The following is a 13500-nucleotide window of genomic DNA, read 5'->3' as shown; positions in this document are numbered from 1 at the left end:
AATGGGTGAATAGCCCGTTTTGTAGCTCATTGCCCCTTAAATGGTGCGGGTGACTTCGACCGACCGCCGAGCCGCGCTCCGGGCGGGCGCCGGGATCGTCGCAGGGAGCGCGTTGGCGGCCGCGTGCGCCCCGGCCGCCCCCTCCTCCGGCGCCGCCGCCCGCCCGGTTCCCGCGTCCCCCACCCCCGCTCCCGCCGCCACCCCCGCCCCGGCGGCCCCCGCCCCCCGCGCCTACCCCGGCCACGCCGCCCACATCACCCACGGCCCCCGCGACCGACCCCGCGTCGCCCTCACCTTCCATGGCAACGGCGACCCCGCCACCGCCCGCGCCCTCCTCGCCGAGGCCGAGCGGCACGGCGCCCGGGTCACCGTGCTGGCCGTCGGCACCTGGCTGGAGGAGCACCCCGCCCTCGCCCGCCGCATCCTCGACGGCGGCCACGACCTCGGCAACCACACCCACCGCCACCTCGACATCAACGCCCTGCCCGCGGCGGAGGCGGAGCGGGAGATCACCGCGTGCGCGGACCGGCTGCGCGGGCTCACCGGATCGATCGGCACCTGGTTCCGCCCTTCCCGCACCGCCCGCGCCTCCCCGGCCGTCGCGGCCCTGGCCCGCCGCGCCGGCTACCCGCACGTCCTCTCCTACGACGTCGACTCCCTCGACTTCACCTCCCCCGGCGGCCCCGCCGTCGCCCGCACGGTCCTCGACGGCATCCGAGGCGGATCCGTCGTGAGCCTGCACTTCGGGTACGCGGACACCGTCGCCGCGCTCCCCGCCGTCCTGGCCGAACTCCACCGCCGCGGTCTGCGCGCGGTCACCACCACGGAGCTGCTGAGCTGATGCACCGCACGACTGTGACAAGCGCCCTGCTCGCCGGCGCCGCCCTCACCGCCCTCGCCGCCTGCGGCACCGCACCCCGGGCCGGGACCGGGAAGGCGGCGCCCGAGTCCACCGGGACCACGGTCCCCGCCCCGACCCGGAAGGCGGCGGCCCAGGGCCTGCCCGGCATGCCCCCGGTCCTCGACCCCGAGGACGTCTACGCCGCCGACCGTCCGGGCCGGCTCTCGCCCGTGGTCAAGGGCTTCCCGTCCCGCGTCTACGTCCCCAACACCGAGTCCGACACCGTCTCCGTCATCGACCCGGCGACGTACCGGGTGATCGAGACCATCAAGGTCGGCCGCCAGCCCCAGCACGTCGTGCCCTCCTGGGACCTGAAGACCCTGTGGGTCAACAACAACCGCGGCCACACCCTCACCCCCATCGACCCGCGGACCGGCAAGGCGGGCGAGGAGGTCGAGGTGCACGACCCGTACAACCTCTACTTCACGCCCAACGGCAAGTACGCCGTGGTCATGGCCTCCCTCGACCGCGAGCTGGTCTTCCTCGACCCGCACACCATGAAGCGGATGAAGGCCGAACCGGTCACCTGCTACGGCGTCAACCACGCCGACTTCTCCGCCGACGGCCGCTACTTCATCGTCTCCTGCGAGTTCAGCGGCGAGATCCTCAAGGTCGACACCGAGAAGATGCAGGTCGTCGGGCAGCAGCAGCTGCCCTTCGAGGGCGCGATGCCGCAGGACGTGAAGATCTCACCGGACGGGAAACGTTTCTACATCGCCGACATGATGGCCGACGGCATGTGGGTCCTGGACGGCGACAAGTTCACCGAGCCGACCCTCCTGCCCACCGGCAAGGGCTGCCACGGCCTCTACGTCGGCCGCGACTCCCGGGAGATGTACGTCTCCAACCGCGGCGAGGGCACCGTCTCCGTCTTCGACTTCACCCTCGGCCGGCTGACCAAGAAGTGGAAGCTGCCCCAGGGTGGCAGCCCCGACATGGGCGGTGTCTCCGCGGACGGCAAGGTCCTGTGGCTGTCCGGGCGGTACGACGACGAGGTGTACGCCATCGACACCCGCACCGGCGTCCAGCTGGCCCGCATCCCGGTCGGCGCCGGCCCGCACGGCCTCGCCGTCTACCCGCAGCCGGGCCGCTACTCGCTCGGCCACACCGGCATCTTCCGCTGACCGCAGGTCAGTTGACACGCCACGCACGGGTGAGGGTCCACGACCCGCCGCCGCGGAACCGGGATCGTCCCCCGCATGATCACCACTCGTGCGCGGCGGCGGGCAGCCGCCGCCGTCCTCTCCCTGGCCGCCGTCCTCGCCACCGCCGCGGCCGCCGTCCCCGCGACCCCGGCCGCCGCGGAACCGCGCGCCCAGGCCCCGGCCAAGGCCGCCCCCGCCTGCCCCCTCTTCGACGACAAGCTCAAGGCCGCCGCCGACCGCGGCGTCGACCTCGGCCGGATCACCCCCGCCCCGGTCTGGCGCACGACCTGCGGCACCCTCTACCGCAGCGACGGCCGCGGCCCCGACACCGTCTTCAAGGAGGGCTTCCACCCCCGGGACGTGGTCGACGGGCAGTACGACATCGAGAAGTACGTCCTGGTCAACCAGCCCTCCCCGTACGTGTCCACGACGTACGACCACGACCTGTACAAGACGTGGTGGAAGTCCGGCTACAACTACTACATCGACGCCCCCGGAGGCATCGACGTCAACAAGACCATCGGCGACACCCACCGCTGGGCCGACCAGGTCGAGGTCGCCTTCCCCGGCGGCATCGACCGGAAGTACATCATCGGCGTCTGCCCGGTGAACAAGACGACCAAGGTCGAGATCATGAGCGGCTGCCAGAGCAACCCGCACTTCGAGGCCTGGCACTGAGCCCGTTCACCGGCGGGCGGTGAGCAGCGCCTCCGCCCCGACCTGACGGTAACCGGCCGCCTGGAACGCCCGCGCGCTGCGGGCGTTCCCCGGCGTGACCTGCGCCCACAGCGGCTCGTCGACGAGACGGCGGGCCGCCGCCACCAGCGCCCGCCCCAGTCCCCGGTGCCGTACGCCCTCGTCCACCTCGACCGACACCTCCAGCCGGCCGGCGACCCCGCGGCCCAGCACCAGCACCCCGCCGTCCGCCGTCCAGGCCCGTACGTCGTCCCGCCGCCGGCGGGCGTAGACCACGCGGGGATGGTCCGCGTCCTCGATCTCCGTCAGCCCCGGCGGCGGCCCACCCGGCAGCGGGGAGCCGACCAGGAGCGCGTCGACGTTCTCGCAGACGCGGCCCGTGCGCTCCATGAGCACCGTCAGGAACCGCGGGCTCATGGGCGCCGCCAGCGCGTCGCACTCCACCCCCGCCAGCGCCTCGCGCACCCACCGCGGATCCTCGTCCGTGAAGACGACGGAGTGCGCCGTGAACGCCAGCACGCCCGCGTCGCGGGGCGCGGGCTGCGGCACGATCGTCGTCCCGCCGTCCGCCGGCGGGAAGACACCCCGCGCCGTCGCGTCGAGAATGTCCCGCAAGGTCTCCACCGTGCTCCTCGCTCCGTTCTCGGAGTCTCGACCCGCTCCTTGAGTCTCCACCCGCTGGAAGGCACAGACTCACACACATGATCGACGACGGCACCGGACTTCTCACCATCGGCGAGCTGGCCCGCGCGACGGGACTGACCGTGCGCACCATCCGCTACTGGTCCGACGAGGGCGTCCTCACCCCGGTCACCCGCTCCCCGGGCGGCTACCGCCTCTACGACGCCGAGGCAGCCGCCCGCCTGGAGCTGATCCGCACCCTGCGTGAACTGGGCCTCGGCCTGGACCACGTGCGCGGGGTGCTGGCCGGGGAGACCACGGTCGCGCAGGTCGCGGCCGCGCACGTGGCCGCCCTCGACGCGCAGATCCGCTCCCTCAAGGTGACCCGTGCGGTGCTGTCGACCGTGGCGCGACGCGGCTCGACCGCGGAGGAGACGACCCTGATGAACAGACTGGCCCGCCTGTCGGCGGCCGAGCGACGGCGGATCGTCGAGGAGTTCCTGGCGGAGGTCTTCGACGGCCTCGACACCGCCGACCCCGACATCCGCACCCGGCTGCGCTTCCACGCCGCCGAACTGCCCGACGACCCCACCCCCGAGCAGGTCGACGCCTGGGTGGAGCTCGCCGAACTGATCCAGGACCCGGAGTTCCGGGCGCTGATGCGGCAGACGGTCGAGTTCAACGCCGCCGACCGCGGACCCGACGTCCCGCCCGGCACCTCCCTGTGGTTCATGAGCAGGCTGGTGCAGCTCGCGGGACAGGCCCTGCGCGACGGCGTCGCCCCCGACGCCCCGGAGGCCGACGGCATCCTGCGCGGCCTCCTCGGCGACACCGACCGGTCCGCCGTACTGGAGCGGCTGACCGCGGTCGCCAATGAACGCGTCGCCCGCTACCGGCAGTTGTCGGCCGTCGTGAACGGGCTGGAGGGGCAGTCCGCGTACGAGGGGGAGTTCGCGTGGGTGGTCGCCGCGCTCCGCGCCCACCCGGACCGTTAATCTGACCTGCGTCAGCACGGCAGCAAGCTAGGAAAAAGGGGCGGATCGGTGGCGGACATCGAAGAAGCGCGCACACAGTTCCAGCGGATCGACACGGACGGTGACGGATTCATCACCGCTGCCGAGTTCAAGACCGCCCTCGCCCAGGGCGGCGACTGGAACGTCACCGAGTCGGTCGCCGAGGCCGTCATCAAGAGCCGCGACCTCAACGGGGACAAGGTCCTCTCGTTCGACGAGTTCTGGGCGTACCTCGACAAGTGACGCGCGGGGGAAGGGGGGCACCCGGCGGGTGCCCCCCTTCGTCATGCGGTGCCGGCGCCCGTGGTGCGCACCGTCCACCGGCCGCCGTGCCGGGCCAGGACCAGCGGCAGGCCGAAGCACGCGCCGACCAGGTCGCCGGTGAGGACGTCGGCCACCGGGCCCTGGGCGAGCGCACGGCCGTCGCGCAGCAGCAGGGCGTGCGTGGTGCCGGGCGGAAGCTCCTCCAGATGGTGCGTGACCAGGACCGTGGCCAGTTCCCGGTGGTCATGGCGCAGGGCGTCGAGCGCCTCGACCAGCCGCTCGCGGCCCGGCAGGTCCAGCCCGGTCGCCGGTTCGTCCAGCAGCAGCAGCCGGGGCCGCGGCATCAGCGCGCGGGCGATCAGGGTGCGGCCGCGCTGGCCCTGCGACAGGGTCGGCCAGCGGGCCTCGCGGTGGCCGGCGAGGCCCAGGGTGCGGATCAGCCGCTTGGCCCGCGCCTCCTGCTCCGGGGTCGGGCGCCAGCGGGGCAGCGGGGCCACGGAGTTGGTCGCGCCCGTCAGGACGACGTCCCGGACCCGCAGCGGCTCGGTCAGCGGGTGACGGGGGTCGACGTGGCCCACGTACGCCCGCAGCTCCCGGACGTCCACCCGGCCCAGCCGCCGCCCGAGCACGTCCACCGTGCCGCGCGTGGGGTGGGTCCGGGCGCCGAGCAGACCGAGCAGGGTGGACTTCCCGGCGCCGTTGGCCCCGAGGAGGGCCCAGTGCTCACCGGCCCGCACGGTCAGCGACACGTCCTGGAGCAGGGGCCGCCCGTCCCGCACGAGGTGGACGTCCCGGGCCCGCAGGACCTCCGCCGGCGGTGTACCGGTCGTCATCGTGCCGCCCGGTTCACCGCGGACAGCACGGCGTGGACGGAGGCGGCCGGCCCGGTCGGACCCTGGCCGGCGCCCCAGACGGTGACCCCGTTCACCCGGCACCGGGCGAAGGCCGTCCGGGCGGCCGGGTCGGTGGGCGCCGTGGTCGCCGTGGCCGTGCTGGTTGCGGAGGCCGCGGTGGCTGTGGAGGCCGTGCTGGTTGTGGAGGCCGCGGTCGCCGTCCCGGCCGGAGTGTCCCGGCCGGTCTCCGTCAGGTCCAGCACCTCGACCGTGAACCCCGCGCCCGCCAGCGCGTCGACGAAGGCGGACAGCGGCCCCGCGCCGGTGCCCTCGTGGTCGCCGGCGCGGTCGTCGCCGTGGCGCAGGGTGCCGGTGAAGCGGTGCACGCCCGGCGCCTGCCGGTGCGTGGACCAGGCGTCCAGCCGGAGCTCCCCGTCCGCCAGGTAGGTGGCCCGGAACAGCTCGTACAGCTCCTTCGGGGTGGCCTCCCGCCCGCTGTCGTCCGTCGCCTCCTGCACGACCCGGGAGAAGTCCGGCCGCATCGCCGCCGGCAGGTCGATCCCGTGGTGCGTGCGCAGCAGGTACGCCACCCCGCCCTTGCCGGACTGGGAGTTGACCCGGATGACCGCCTCGTACGAGCGGCCCAGGTCGGCCGGGTCGATCGGCAGGTACGGCACCGACCAGGGCGCCTCCCGCTCCGGCAGCCCCAGCTCGGCCGCCCTGCGGGCGTGATGGGCGAAGCCCTTGTCGATGGCGTCCTGGTGCGTGCCGGAGAACGCCGTGTGGACCAGTTCGCCGGCGTACGGATGGCGGGGGTGGACGGGCAGCCGGTTGCAGTGCTCGACCGTCTCCCGGACGGCGTCGATGTCGCCGAGGTCGACCATGGGGTCGACGCCCTGGGCGTAGAGGTTGAGGGCCAGGGTCACCAGGTCGACGTTGCCGGTCCGCTCGCCGTTGCCGAACAGACAGCCCTCCACCCGCTGCGCCCCGGCCAGCACGGCGAGTTCGGCGCAGGCCACTCCGGTGCCGCGGTCGTTGTGCGGGTGCACGGAGAGGATGACGCGGTCGCGGCGGGCCAGGTGCCGGTGCAGGTACTCGATCTGGTCGGCGTAGACGTTGGGGGTGGCGATCTCCACGGTCGCGGGCAGGTTGTGCGTGACCGGGCGGTCGTGGCTCGCGTCCCACAGTGCGGTGAGGCCGTCGCACAGCTCCAGGACGAAGTCGGGTTCGGTGAGGTTGAAGGTCTCCGGGGAGAACTGGAAGCGGACGCCCGGGTCGTCGCCGGCGCGGCGGGCCATGTGCGTGGCGGCCTCGCGGACCGTGCGCCACACCTCGTCCCGGTTCCGGCCGAGCACCACCTCCCGCCACACCGGGGAGGTCGCGATGTACAGGTGGACGACGGCCCGGGGCAGCCCCTCGATCGCCTCGAAGGTCCGGTCGATCAGCTCCGGCCGGGCCGGGGTGAACACGACCGGTGTGACGTCGTCCGGCACGGCGCCGGCCGTCACGAGGTGCCGTACGAAGTCGAAGTCGGTGCGGCTGGCCGACGGGTAGCCGACCTCGATCTCCTTGAACCCGGTGCGGACCAGCAGGTCGAAGAAGCGGCGCTTGCGCGGGGTGTCCATCGGCTCGGCGAGCGCCTGGTTGCCGTCGCGCAGGTCGACGGGGACCCACAGCGGGGCGCGCTCGAGACGGGCGGAGGGCCAGCTCCGGTCGGAGGCGGGGACGCTCACCCGGTCCTGGAAGGGGCGGTAGCGGTGGTGGGGCATGGGGCTCGGACGCTGCGGGTTCCACGGCGGGGCGGGGGCCGGGGTGGGGGGCTGGGGCGGGACGACGTTCGACATCTGCGGTTCGCTGCCTCGGTCTCGGCCGGATCGGCCGGTTCGGTCGGACGGTGACCGGCAGCACGGCGACCCGCGGCGGGGTGCCGGTCGCGTCAGGCCCCGCCGCGGCAGCCGAGAAGAAGGAGACCGCGGAACGTCATGGCCGGTACGCTAGCGACTCCTCAGGTCCTCAGACAAGTGAGAATTGCTGTGAAGCCCGTCGTCCCGTGTGCAGGTTGGTGAAGCGATGTCCCTCGGCCCCGTCCGTCCCAGTCCCCTGGTGGAACAGGTCGTGGAGCGGCTGCGCGCCCGTATCGCCGGCGGACAGTGGCCGGTCGGCACCCGCCTGCCCGGCGAGACCACCCTCGCCAAGGACCTCGGCGTGGGGCGCTCCACGGTCCGCGAGGCGCTGCGCGCGCTGGCCGGCGCCGGGCTCGTACGGCCGCGCCAGGGCTCGGGCGTCTTCGTCATCGCCACCGAGCCGGCCGAGGACTGGCCGGCCCGGCTGCGGCGGGCCGCGGTCACCGACGTGTACGAGGTCCGGGCGGCCCTGGAGGTGCACGCGGCGCGGCTGGCCGCCCGGCGCCGCACCGCCGAGGACGTCGCCGCCATCGAGGCGGCCCTGGCCGGACGGCGCGCGGCCGCGGACGCCGACGACACCGCCTTCGTCGACGCCGACATCGCCTTCCACGCGGCGGTGGTCGCCGCCGCCCACAACCCCGTCCTCGCCGACCTGTTCACCGAGTTCGTCCCCGTCCTGCGCGAGGGCCTGGTCGACCTCCTCGCCCTCACCGGCCTGCGCGACCACGACCCGGGCACCGGCGACGAGGCCCACGAGGGCCTGCTGCGGGCGGTCGCCGAGGGGGACGCGGAGAGGGCGGCCGAGGTGCTGGCGCGGGAACTGGAGGACCCGTTCGGCGCGGGCCCGGAATAGCGGGCGGTCCCGGGGGGTTCACCCACCAGATGTATGCGTATGCATGCGTCGCGCACGTGCAGGTGAATCAACCTGGAAGGGTCTGTCATGAAGATCGGCATCATCGGCGCCGGCAACATCGGCGGCAATCTCACCCGGCGGCTGACCGCCCTCGGGCACGAGGTCTCCGTCGCCAACTCCCGGGGTCCGCACACGCTCAAGGAGCTCGCCCAGGAGACGGGCGCGACCCCCGTCGAGGCGGCGGAGGCGGCCCGCGACGCGGAGATCGTCGTCGTCACGATCCCCCTCAAGGCGATCCCCGACCTCCCGGCCGGCTTCCTGGACGGCGCCGCCGAGGGCGCGGCGGTGATCGACACCAACAACTACTACCCCCGTCAGCGCGACGGCCGGATCGCGGAGATCGAGGACGGGGGCATCACCGAGAGCCGCTGGACGGAACGGCGGATCGGCCACCCGGTGGTCAAGGTCTTCAACGGCACCTACGCCCAGGACATCCTGGACCGCCACCGCCCGGCGGGCGCCCCCGACCGCATCGCCGTACCGGTGGCCGGCGACGACGAGGCGGCGAAGGCGAAGGTCCGGGCCCTCGTCGAGGAGCTCGGCTTCGACACGGTCGACGGCGGCGGCATCGACGACTCCTGGCGCCAGCAGCCGAACACCCCGGTCTACGGCCTGCGCGCCGGGGTCGCCGAGGTCACCAAGGCCCTGGCGGAGGCGAGCCCCGAACGCACCCCGGACTTCACGGGCTGACCCGAACCGCCGCCGGGCCGCCCGGGCCGTACCGCCGATCCCGGGGCCGCCCGGGCCGTACCGCCGTTCCCGGGGCCGCCCGGGTACCGCTGAGCCCGGGCCGTCCGGGTGCCGCTGAGCCCGGGCCGTCCGGCGGGGGCGACCGGCCCCGGCCGGCTCGGTCCTCAGTCCGGGGTCGCCCACGCCCGTAGCGCCGCCCTGCTCGCGAAGTCCGCCACGTTCTTGTCGAGTGGGTCGTCGGTGTGCTGGTGGAAGCGCCAGTCGGCCTTGATACGGGGCTCGCCCGCCGTGACGTAGTCGGCGATCCACAGGCCGTCGCCGGCGTAGGAGGTGTCGTCGACGTTCAGCCAGTAGTTCCGGTTGCAGTAGAGGATCACCCGGTGGTGCGGCCTCAACTGCTTCACCTTCCGGATGAAACGGTCCTTCTCGGCGTTGCTCGCGTGGGTGCCCTCGCCCGTCGTCTCCCAGTCGACGGCGAGGATGTCACCCGCGCGCTCCGGGGCCTGGGAGAGGAAGTGCTGTGCCTGGGCGGTGATGTTGCCGGGCCACAGGAAGTGGTAGAAGCCGACGACGAGCCCGGCCTCGCGGGCGTGTTTCGTCTGGGCCGAGAGTTTCGGGTTGACGTACGTGCGGCCCTCCGTCGCCTTGATGAAGACGAAGGAGATGTCGTCCGTGTCGAAGGAGGAGGACTGGTAGGCGCTGACGTCTATGCCACGGAGCATGCTCAACTCCCTTGATTCCGGGGCCGGATGAGGACTTACCTGATGCCCCGAGGCGCGTCGGCGGAACCTGCCCGTCCGCCTCTGTCACCCGTCCGTGTCGCTGCCGCCGTCCCGGTCCGGCCCGGGGACGCCCGCCGGCGGGAAGGGCGTTTAGCTTTCGTTGAGAAGCCGCGTACGCCGCTCGGGTAGATTCCCGCAGCGTGCTGCGTATCCGAGTGCTGGGTTCCATGGGTGCCGACGTCGAGGGGAAGCCGGTCGATCTGGGACCCCCACGGCAACGGGCCGTCCTCGCGCTGCTGATCGCGGCCCGCCAGGGCGTGGTCTCCGCCGACCGCATGGCGGACGACCTGTGGCGCGGGGCGCCACCGGCCAAGGCGTCCGTGTCCCTGCACGCCTATGTGTCGAACCTGCGCCGCCTGCTCGAACCCGAGCGGCCCCCGCGCACCCCCGCCTCCGTCCTGATCACCTCCCCTCCGGGATACGCGCTGCGGCTTCCGCAGGACGCGGTGGACGCCTGGCGCTTCGAGGCCCTGGTGAGCCGTGCGCGTCGCGTGCCGGCCGCGCAGGCACGCGAGTTGCTCGCCGAGGCACTGCGGTGGTGGCAGGGTCCCGCCTTCATGGAGCACGCGGACGAGACGTGGGCCGTGCCCGAAGTGGTCCGCCTCGGCGCACTGCACGCCGAGGCCCGCGAACTCGCCGTCGCGGCCGATCTCCGGACCGGGCACGCGGCCGAGGCGGCGTCGGCGGCCGAGATCCTGGTGCGGGAGAGCCCGTTGCGGGAGGAGGGATGGCGACTGCTCGCGCTCGCCCACTGGGCCGACGGCCGGCAGGCGGACGCCCTCGTCTCGCTCCGTCGGGCCAGGACGGTACTGCGCGACGAACTCGGCTGCGATCCGTCGCCGGCCCTGGCCGAACTGGAGCACGCGGTCCTCTCCCAGCGGCTCGACGTGCTGCGCGCGGCCGGCCCGACACCGCCGCCGGCGATCGCCGTGCCTGCCCAGGCCCCGCCCGGCGCACCCGGAGGCCGGCACGACCTCTTCGTCGGCAGGAGCGACGAACTGCGCGCCGTGGACGCCGCCGCACGGGCGGCCTGGCGCGCGGGCGACATGGTGCTGGTCACCGGGGAGGCGGGGGCGGGGAAGTCCGCCCTGCTCGGGCGGCTCGCCGACGGCTTGCGGCGCGACGGCTGGACCGTGGTGTCCGGCGGCTGCCCGGAGTACGAAGGTGCGCCGCCCGCCTGGGCCTGGGTGGAGGCGCTCGGCGCACTCGCCCGTGAATGTCCCCCGGCGCAGCCCCGGGAACTGGCGGCCCTGCTCCACGAGCCGGACGCCACGGCCGCCACGACGCGCGACGAGGCGACCGCCGGCCTCTTCCGCATGCACCGCGCCTTCGCCGCCTGGCTGCGGGACGCGGCGGCCCGGCAGCCGCTGGCGGTCCTCCTCGAAGACCTGCACCGCGCCGACGGCCAGACGCTCGCCCTGCTCGAAGCGACCGCCGCGGTCACCGGCGTGCCCCTCCTCACCGTGGCCAGTTACCGCCCGGCCGAGGTGGGGGAGCAGCTGGCCAAGACCCTCGCCCACCTCGCCCGCCGTCTCCCGCACCGGATCGCGCTCGGCGGCCTGTCGACGCGGGACGTCGCCACCGTCGTCGACGCCGTCTGCGGCGAACCCGTGGACGGGACCACGGTGACGGCGATCGCCGAGCGCACCGGCGGCAACCCGTTCTACGTCTGGGAGAGTGCCCGCCTGCTGGCCAGCGAGGGCGCCCTGGTGGCCGTATCCGAAGTCCCCCGGGGAGTCCGGGACGTCCTGCGCAGGCGCCTGGCGCTCCTGCCCGCCGGTGCGCGCTCCGCCGTGCAGCTCGCGGCCGTCGTGGGACTGGAGGCCGAGGTCGCCCTGCTGACCGACGCGGCCGACGGCGACGAGGACACCGTCCTCGCGGGGCTCGACGCCGCCCTGGCGGCGGACCTCCTGACCGAGCCCGGACCCGGCCGGGTCCGCTTCGTGCACGCACTGGTCCGCGACACGGTGTACACCGACCTGTCCGGCATACGCCGCTCCCGCCTGCACGACCGCATAGCCCAGGAACTGCGCCGCCACCGCCCGGACGACCTCGCCGCGCTGGCCCACCACTTCGCCCGCTCGGGCCGGACGGCGAACGCGCCCCTGGCCGTCGACTACGCGCTGCGCGCCGCCGAGACGGCCGAGCGGCGGTACGCCCACGACGTGTCCGTCGGGCTGATCCAGCAGGCGCTGGAGGCGCACACCGCGGCCACGGCGGACCCCGAGGGGCACCCGGACGGCGTGGTCGCCCTTCTGGTGCGGCTCCTGGGCGCACAGATCCGGGCCGGAGCCACGGAAGCCGCCCAGCACACCCGGCAGCGCGCGGTCGACCTGGCCGTGCGGGCCGGCCGCGACGACCTGGTCGCGGCGGTCTACGGGGCCTGGACCGAACCCTCGCACTGGCGCAGCAGACTGGAGGGCTTCTACGACCGGACCGCGCTGGCCCGCCTGGAACGGCTCGCCGCCGATGACTCCCTGGACGGTCCGACCCGTGCCCGCGTGCTCCAGGTCCTCGTCGACGCGGTGGCGGCCGAGGACCCGCAGCGAGCCCTGGAGGCGGCGGACGCCCAACTGGCCCTGGCCCGGGCCGACGGCGCACCGCGCCTGCTGGCCTCCGCGCTGATGACGTCCGCCCAGCTGCTGCCGCACGAGGTGCAGGGCGACGAGCGGGAACCGCTCGTCGACGAACTGCGCCGGCTCGCCCGGGACCACGACCTTCCCGCCTACCGCTGGGTGTGCGAGCACCTCGACAGCATGACCGCCGCCACCCGCAACGATCCGGACGCGGTCCGCCGGCACACCGCCGAAGGCCTGGGACTCGCCCAGCGCTACCGGATGCGGTGGGCGCAGGCCATCAACGTCATGACCACGGCCATGCTGGCCACGGTCGGGGGACGCTTCGACGAGGCGGAAGCCGGCTACGACGAGGCGGTCGGCCTGTTCCAGCACATCGGGGCGCACTACGCCACGGCCCCCCGCACACTGGGCCTGTGGGCCATCCGGCTCACGCAGGGGCGGGAGGCCGACATCGCCACGGCCATCCGGGACCTGCACGCGGTCGTCGGCACCCCCGTCGCCGTGATGCACGCCCTCGTCCTGGCCCGCCTGGGGCGGCTGGACGAGGCGCGGGCCGTCCCCCTCGCACCGCGACCGGTGAGGGACCACCTCTACGGGGTGGAACTCGACTACCGCTGCGAACTGGCCTTCCGCCAGGGCGACACCGGCACCGCGGCCCTGCTCATCGACCATCTGCTGCCCGTCCGGGAGCAGTTCGGGGGCACCGCCGGCGGGGCGTACGCGACCCGCCCCCTCGCCCACCCCCTGGGCGACCTCTACCGGCTCGTCGGTGAGGAACAGGCCGCCGCCGACGCCTACGCGCTGGCCGAACGCGTCGCGCTCGCCTGGGACTCGCCCCACCACGTGGCCGCCGCGCGCCGGGCCGCGGCGGACCTGTCGGCGGCCTCGGCACGGCGGCGGACCTTCGCGACGTGAGGAACCGCGCGCCGCGGATCCGGCCGCCCGGATCCGCCGCCCGGATCCTCTGCCCGGATCCGCCGCGCGGCCGGAGCGGTCCGCGGTAGCGGCACTGTGCCTGGCCCGGATCCTCCGCGCGGCCGGAGCGGTCCGCGGTAGTGGCACTGTGCCTGGCCCGGATTTTGCGCGCGGCCGGAGCGGTCCGACGAGCCCACCACGACGTCGTACGACGTCCCGTCCCTCCTCGCCGCCCCGCGGCGCG

12 protein-coding genes are annotated in these 13500 nt (G+C 74.3%); 8 read left to right on the top strand and 4 right to left on the bottom strand.

The features are described from left to right. The first annotated feature begins 40 nt into the window (after positions 1-40). From ACFYWQ_RS29670 to ACFYWQ_RS29660, 3 genes are all read left to right on the top strand, one after another. Positions 41-841 (top strand): polysaccharide deacetylase family protein, encoded by an 801-nt coding sequence (locus ACFYWQ_RS29670; protein WP_389520514.1) that lies wholly within the window; start codon positions 41-43, stop codon positions 839-841. Further along, positions 841-2025 (top strand): YncE family protein, encoded by a 1185-nt coding sequence (locus tag ACFYWQ_RS29665; protein WP_389520512.1) that lies wholly within the window; start codon positions 841-843, stop codon positions 2023-2025. The genes ACFYWQ_RS29670 and ACFYWQ_RS29665 overlap by 1 nt, the downstream gene beginning before the upstream one ends. Before the next feature lie 75 nt (positions 2026-2100). Beyond that, positions 2101-2724, top strand: coding sequence for an ADP-ribosyltransferase (locus ACFYWQ_RS29660; RefSeq protein WP_389520511.1), 624 nt, complete (start codon positions 2101-2103; stop codon positions 2722-2724). A 6-nt stretch (positions 2725-2730) separates the two neighbouring features. Here the strand turns inward: ACFYWQ_RS29660 and ACFYWQ_RS29655 are convergent, their stop codons facing one another. Next, on the bottom strand, positions 2731-3366 hold the full coding sequence (locus tag ACFYWQ_RS29655; RefSeq protein ID WP_389520509.1) for a GNAT family N-acetyltransferase: 636 nt from the start codon (positions 3364-3366) through the stop codon (positions 2731-2733). A gap of 77 nt (positions 3367-3443) precedes the next feature. Between ACFYWQ_RS29655 and ACFYWQ_RS29650 the strand changes: the two genes are divergently transcribed. After that, positions 3444-4358 (top strand): MerR family transcriptional regulator, encoded by a 915-nt coding sequence (locus ACFYWQ_RS29650; protein ID WP_389520507.1) that lies wholly within the window; start codon positions 3444-3446, stop codon positions 4356-4358. A gap of 48 nt (positions 4359-4406) precedes the next feature. After that, the gene (locus ACFYWQ_RS29645; RefSeq protein WP_385068663.1) at positions 4407-4619 is read left to right on the top strand and encodes an EF-hand domain-containing protein; all 213 of its coding nucleotides are present in this window, start codon (positions 4407-4409) and stop codon (positions 4617-4619) included. Between the two features lie 41 nt (positions 4620-4660). On the opposite strand, the gene ACFYWQ_RS29640 is transcribed toward ACFYWQ_RS29645, so the two are convergent. Beyond that, a complete protein-coding gene (locus tag ACFYWQ_RS29640; protein ID WP_389520505.1) occupies positions 4661-5473 on the bottom strand; it encodes an ABC transporter ATP-binding protein in 813 nt (270 codons plus the stop codon). Further along, a complete protein-coding gene (locus ACFYWQ_RS29635) occupies positions 5470-7317 on the bottom strand; it encodes a 2-isopropylmalate synthase (protein WP_389520503.1) in 1848 nt (615 codons plus the stop codon). The genes ACFYWQ_RS29640 and ACFYWQ_RS29635 overlap by 4 nt, the downstream gene beginning before the upstream one ends. A 226-nt stretch (positions 7318-7543) precedes the next feature. Between ACFYWQ_RS29635 and ACFYWQ_RS29630 the strand changes: the two genes are divergently transcribed. Beyond that, positions 7544-8230, top strand: coding sequence for a FadR/GntR family transcriptional regulator (locus ACFYWQ_RS29630; RefSeq protein WP_389520501.1), 687 nt, complete (start codon positions 7544-7546; stop codon positions 8228-8230). A gap of 87 nt (positions 8231-8317) precedes the next feature. Beyond that, positions 8318-8980 carry an NADPH-dependent F420 reductase gene (locus tag ACFYWQ_RS29625; RefSeq protein ID WP_389520500.1) on the top strand — a complete coding sequence of 221 codons (663 nt, stop codon included), beginning with the start codon at positions 8318-8320 and terminating at the stop codon, positions 8978-8980. 164 nt (positions 8981-9144) lie between these two features. Here the strand turns inward: ACFYWQ_RS29625 and ACFYWQ_RS29620 are convergent, their stop codons facing one another. Beyond that, positions 9145-9702: a glycoside hydrolase family 25 protein gene (locus tag ACFYWQ_RS29620; protein ID WP_389520498.1), complete on the bottom strand. Its 558-nt coding sequence runs from the start codon at positions 9700-9702 to the stop codon at positions 9145-9147. 200 nt (positions 9703-9902) lie between these two features. On the opposite strand from ACFYWQ_RS29620, the gene ACFYWQ_RS29615 reads away from it, so the two are divergent. Further along, the gene (locus ACFYWQ_RS29615; RefSeq protein ID WP_389520496.1) at positions 9903-13256 is read left to right on the top strand and encodes a BTAD domain-containing putative transcriptional regulator; all 3354 of its coding nucleotides are present in this window, start codon (positions 9903-9905) and stop codon (positions 13254-13256) included. Positions 13257-13500: the final 244 nt, after the last annotated feature.

This window comes from Streptomyces sp. NPDC003247, assembly GCF_042888135.1.
GTDB lineage: Bacteria > Actinomycetota > Actinomycetes > Streptomycetales > Streptomycetaceae > Streptomyces.
Note: the sequence above shows the minus strand (reverse complement) of the source record. Positions and strands in the feature narration are given on the sequence as shown.

Coding starts and splice junctions, on each gene's coding strand:
- ACFYWQ_RS29650 (WP_389520507.1), top strand. CDS start 3,444: ATGATCGACGACGGCACCGGACTTCTCACCATCGGCGAGCTGGCCCGC.
- ACFYWQ_RS29665 (WP_389520512.1), top strand. CDS start 841: ATGCACCGCACGACTGTGACAAGCGCCCTGCTCGCCGGCGCCGCCCTC.
- ACFYWQ_RS29625 (WP_389520500.1), top strand. CDS start 8,318: ATGAAGATCGGCATCATCGGCGCCGGCAACATCGGCGGCAATCTCACC.
- ACFYWQ_RS29630 (WP_389520501.1), top strand. CDS start 7,544: ATGTCCCTCGGCCCCGTCCGTCCCAGTCCCCTGGTGGAACAGGTCGTG.
- ACFYWQ_RS29620 (WP_389520498.1), bottom strand. CDS start 9,702: ATGCTCCGTGGCATAGACGTCAGCGCCTACCAGTCCTCCTCCTTCGAC.
- ACFYWQ_RS29670 (WP_389520514.1), top strand. CDS start 41: ATGGTGCGGGTGACTTCGACCGACCGCCGAGCCGCGCTCCGGGCGGGC.
- ACFYWQ_RS29660 (WP_389520511.1), top strand. CDS start 2,101: ATGATCACCACTCGTGCGCGGCGGCGGGCAGCCGCCGCCGTCCTCTCC.
- ACFYWQ_RS29640 (WP_389520505.1), bottom strand. CDS start 5,473: ATGACGACCGGTACACCGCCGGCGGAGGTCCTGCGGGCCCGGGACGTC.
- ACFYWQ_RS29635 (WP_389520503.1), bottom strand. CDS start 7,317: ATGTCGAACGTCGTCCCGCCCCAGCCCCCCACCCCGGCCCCCGCCCCG.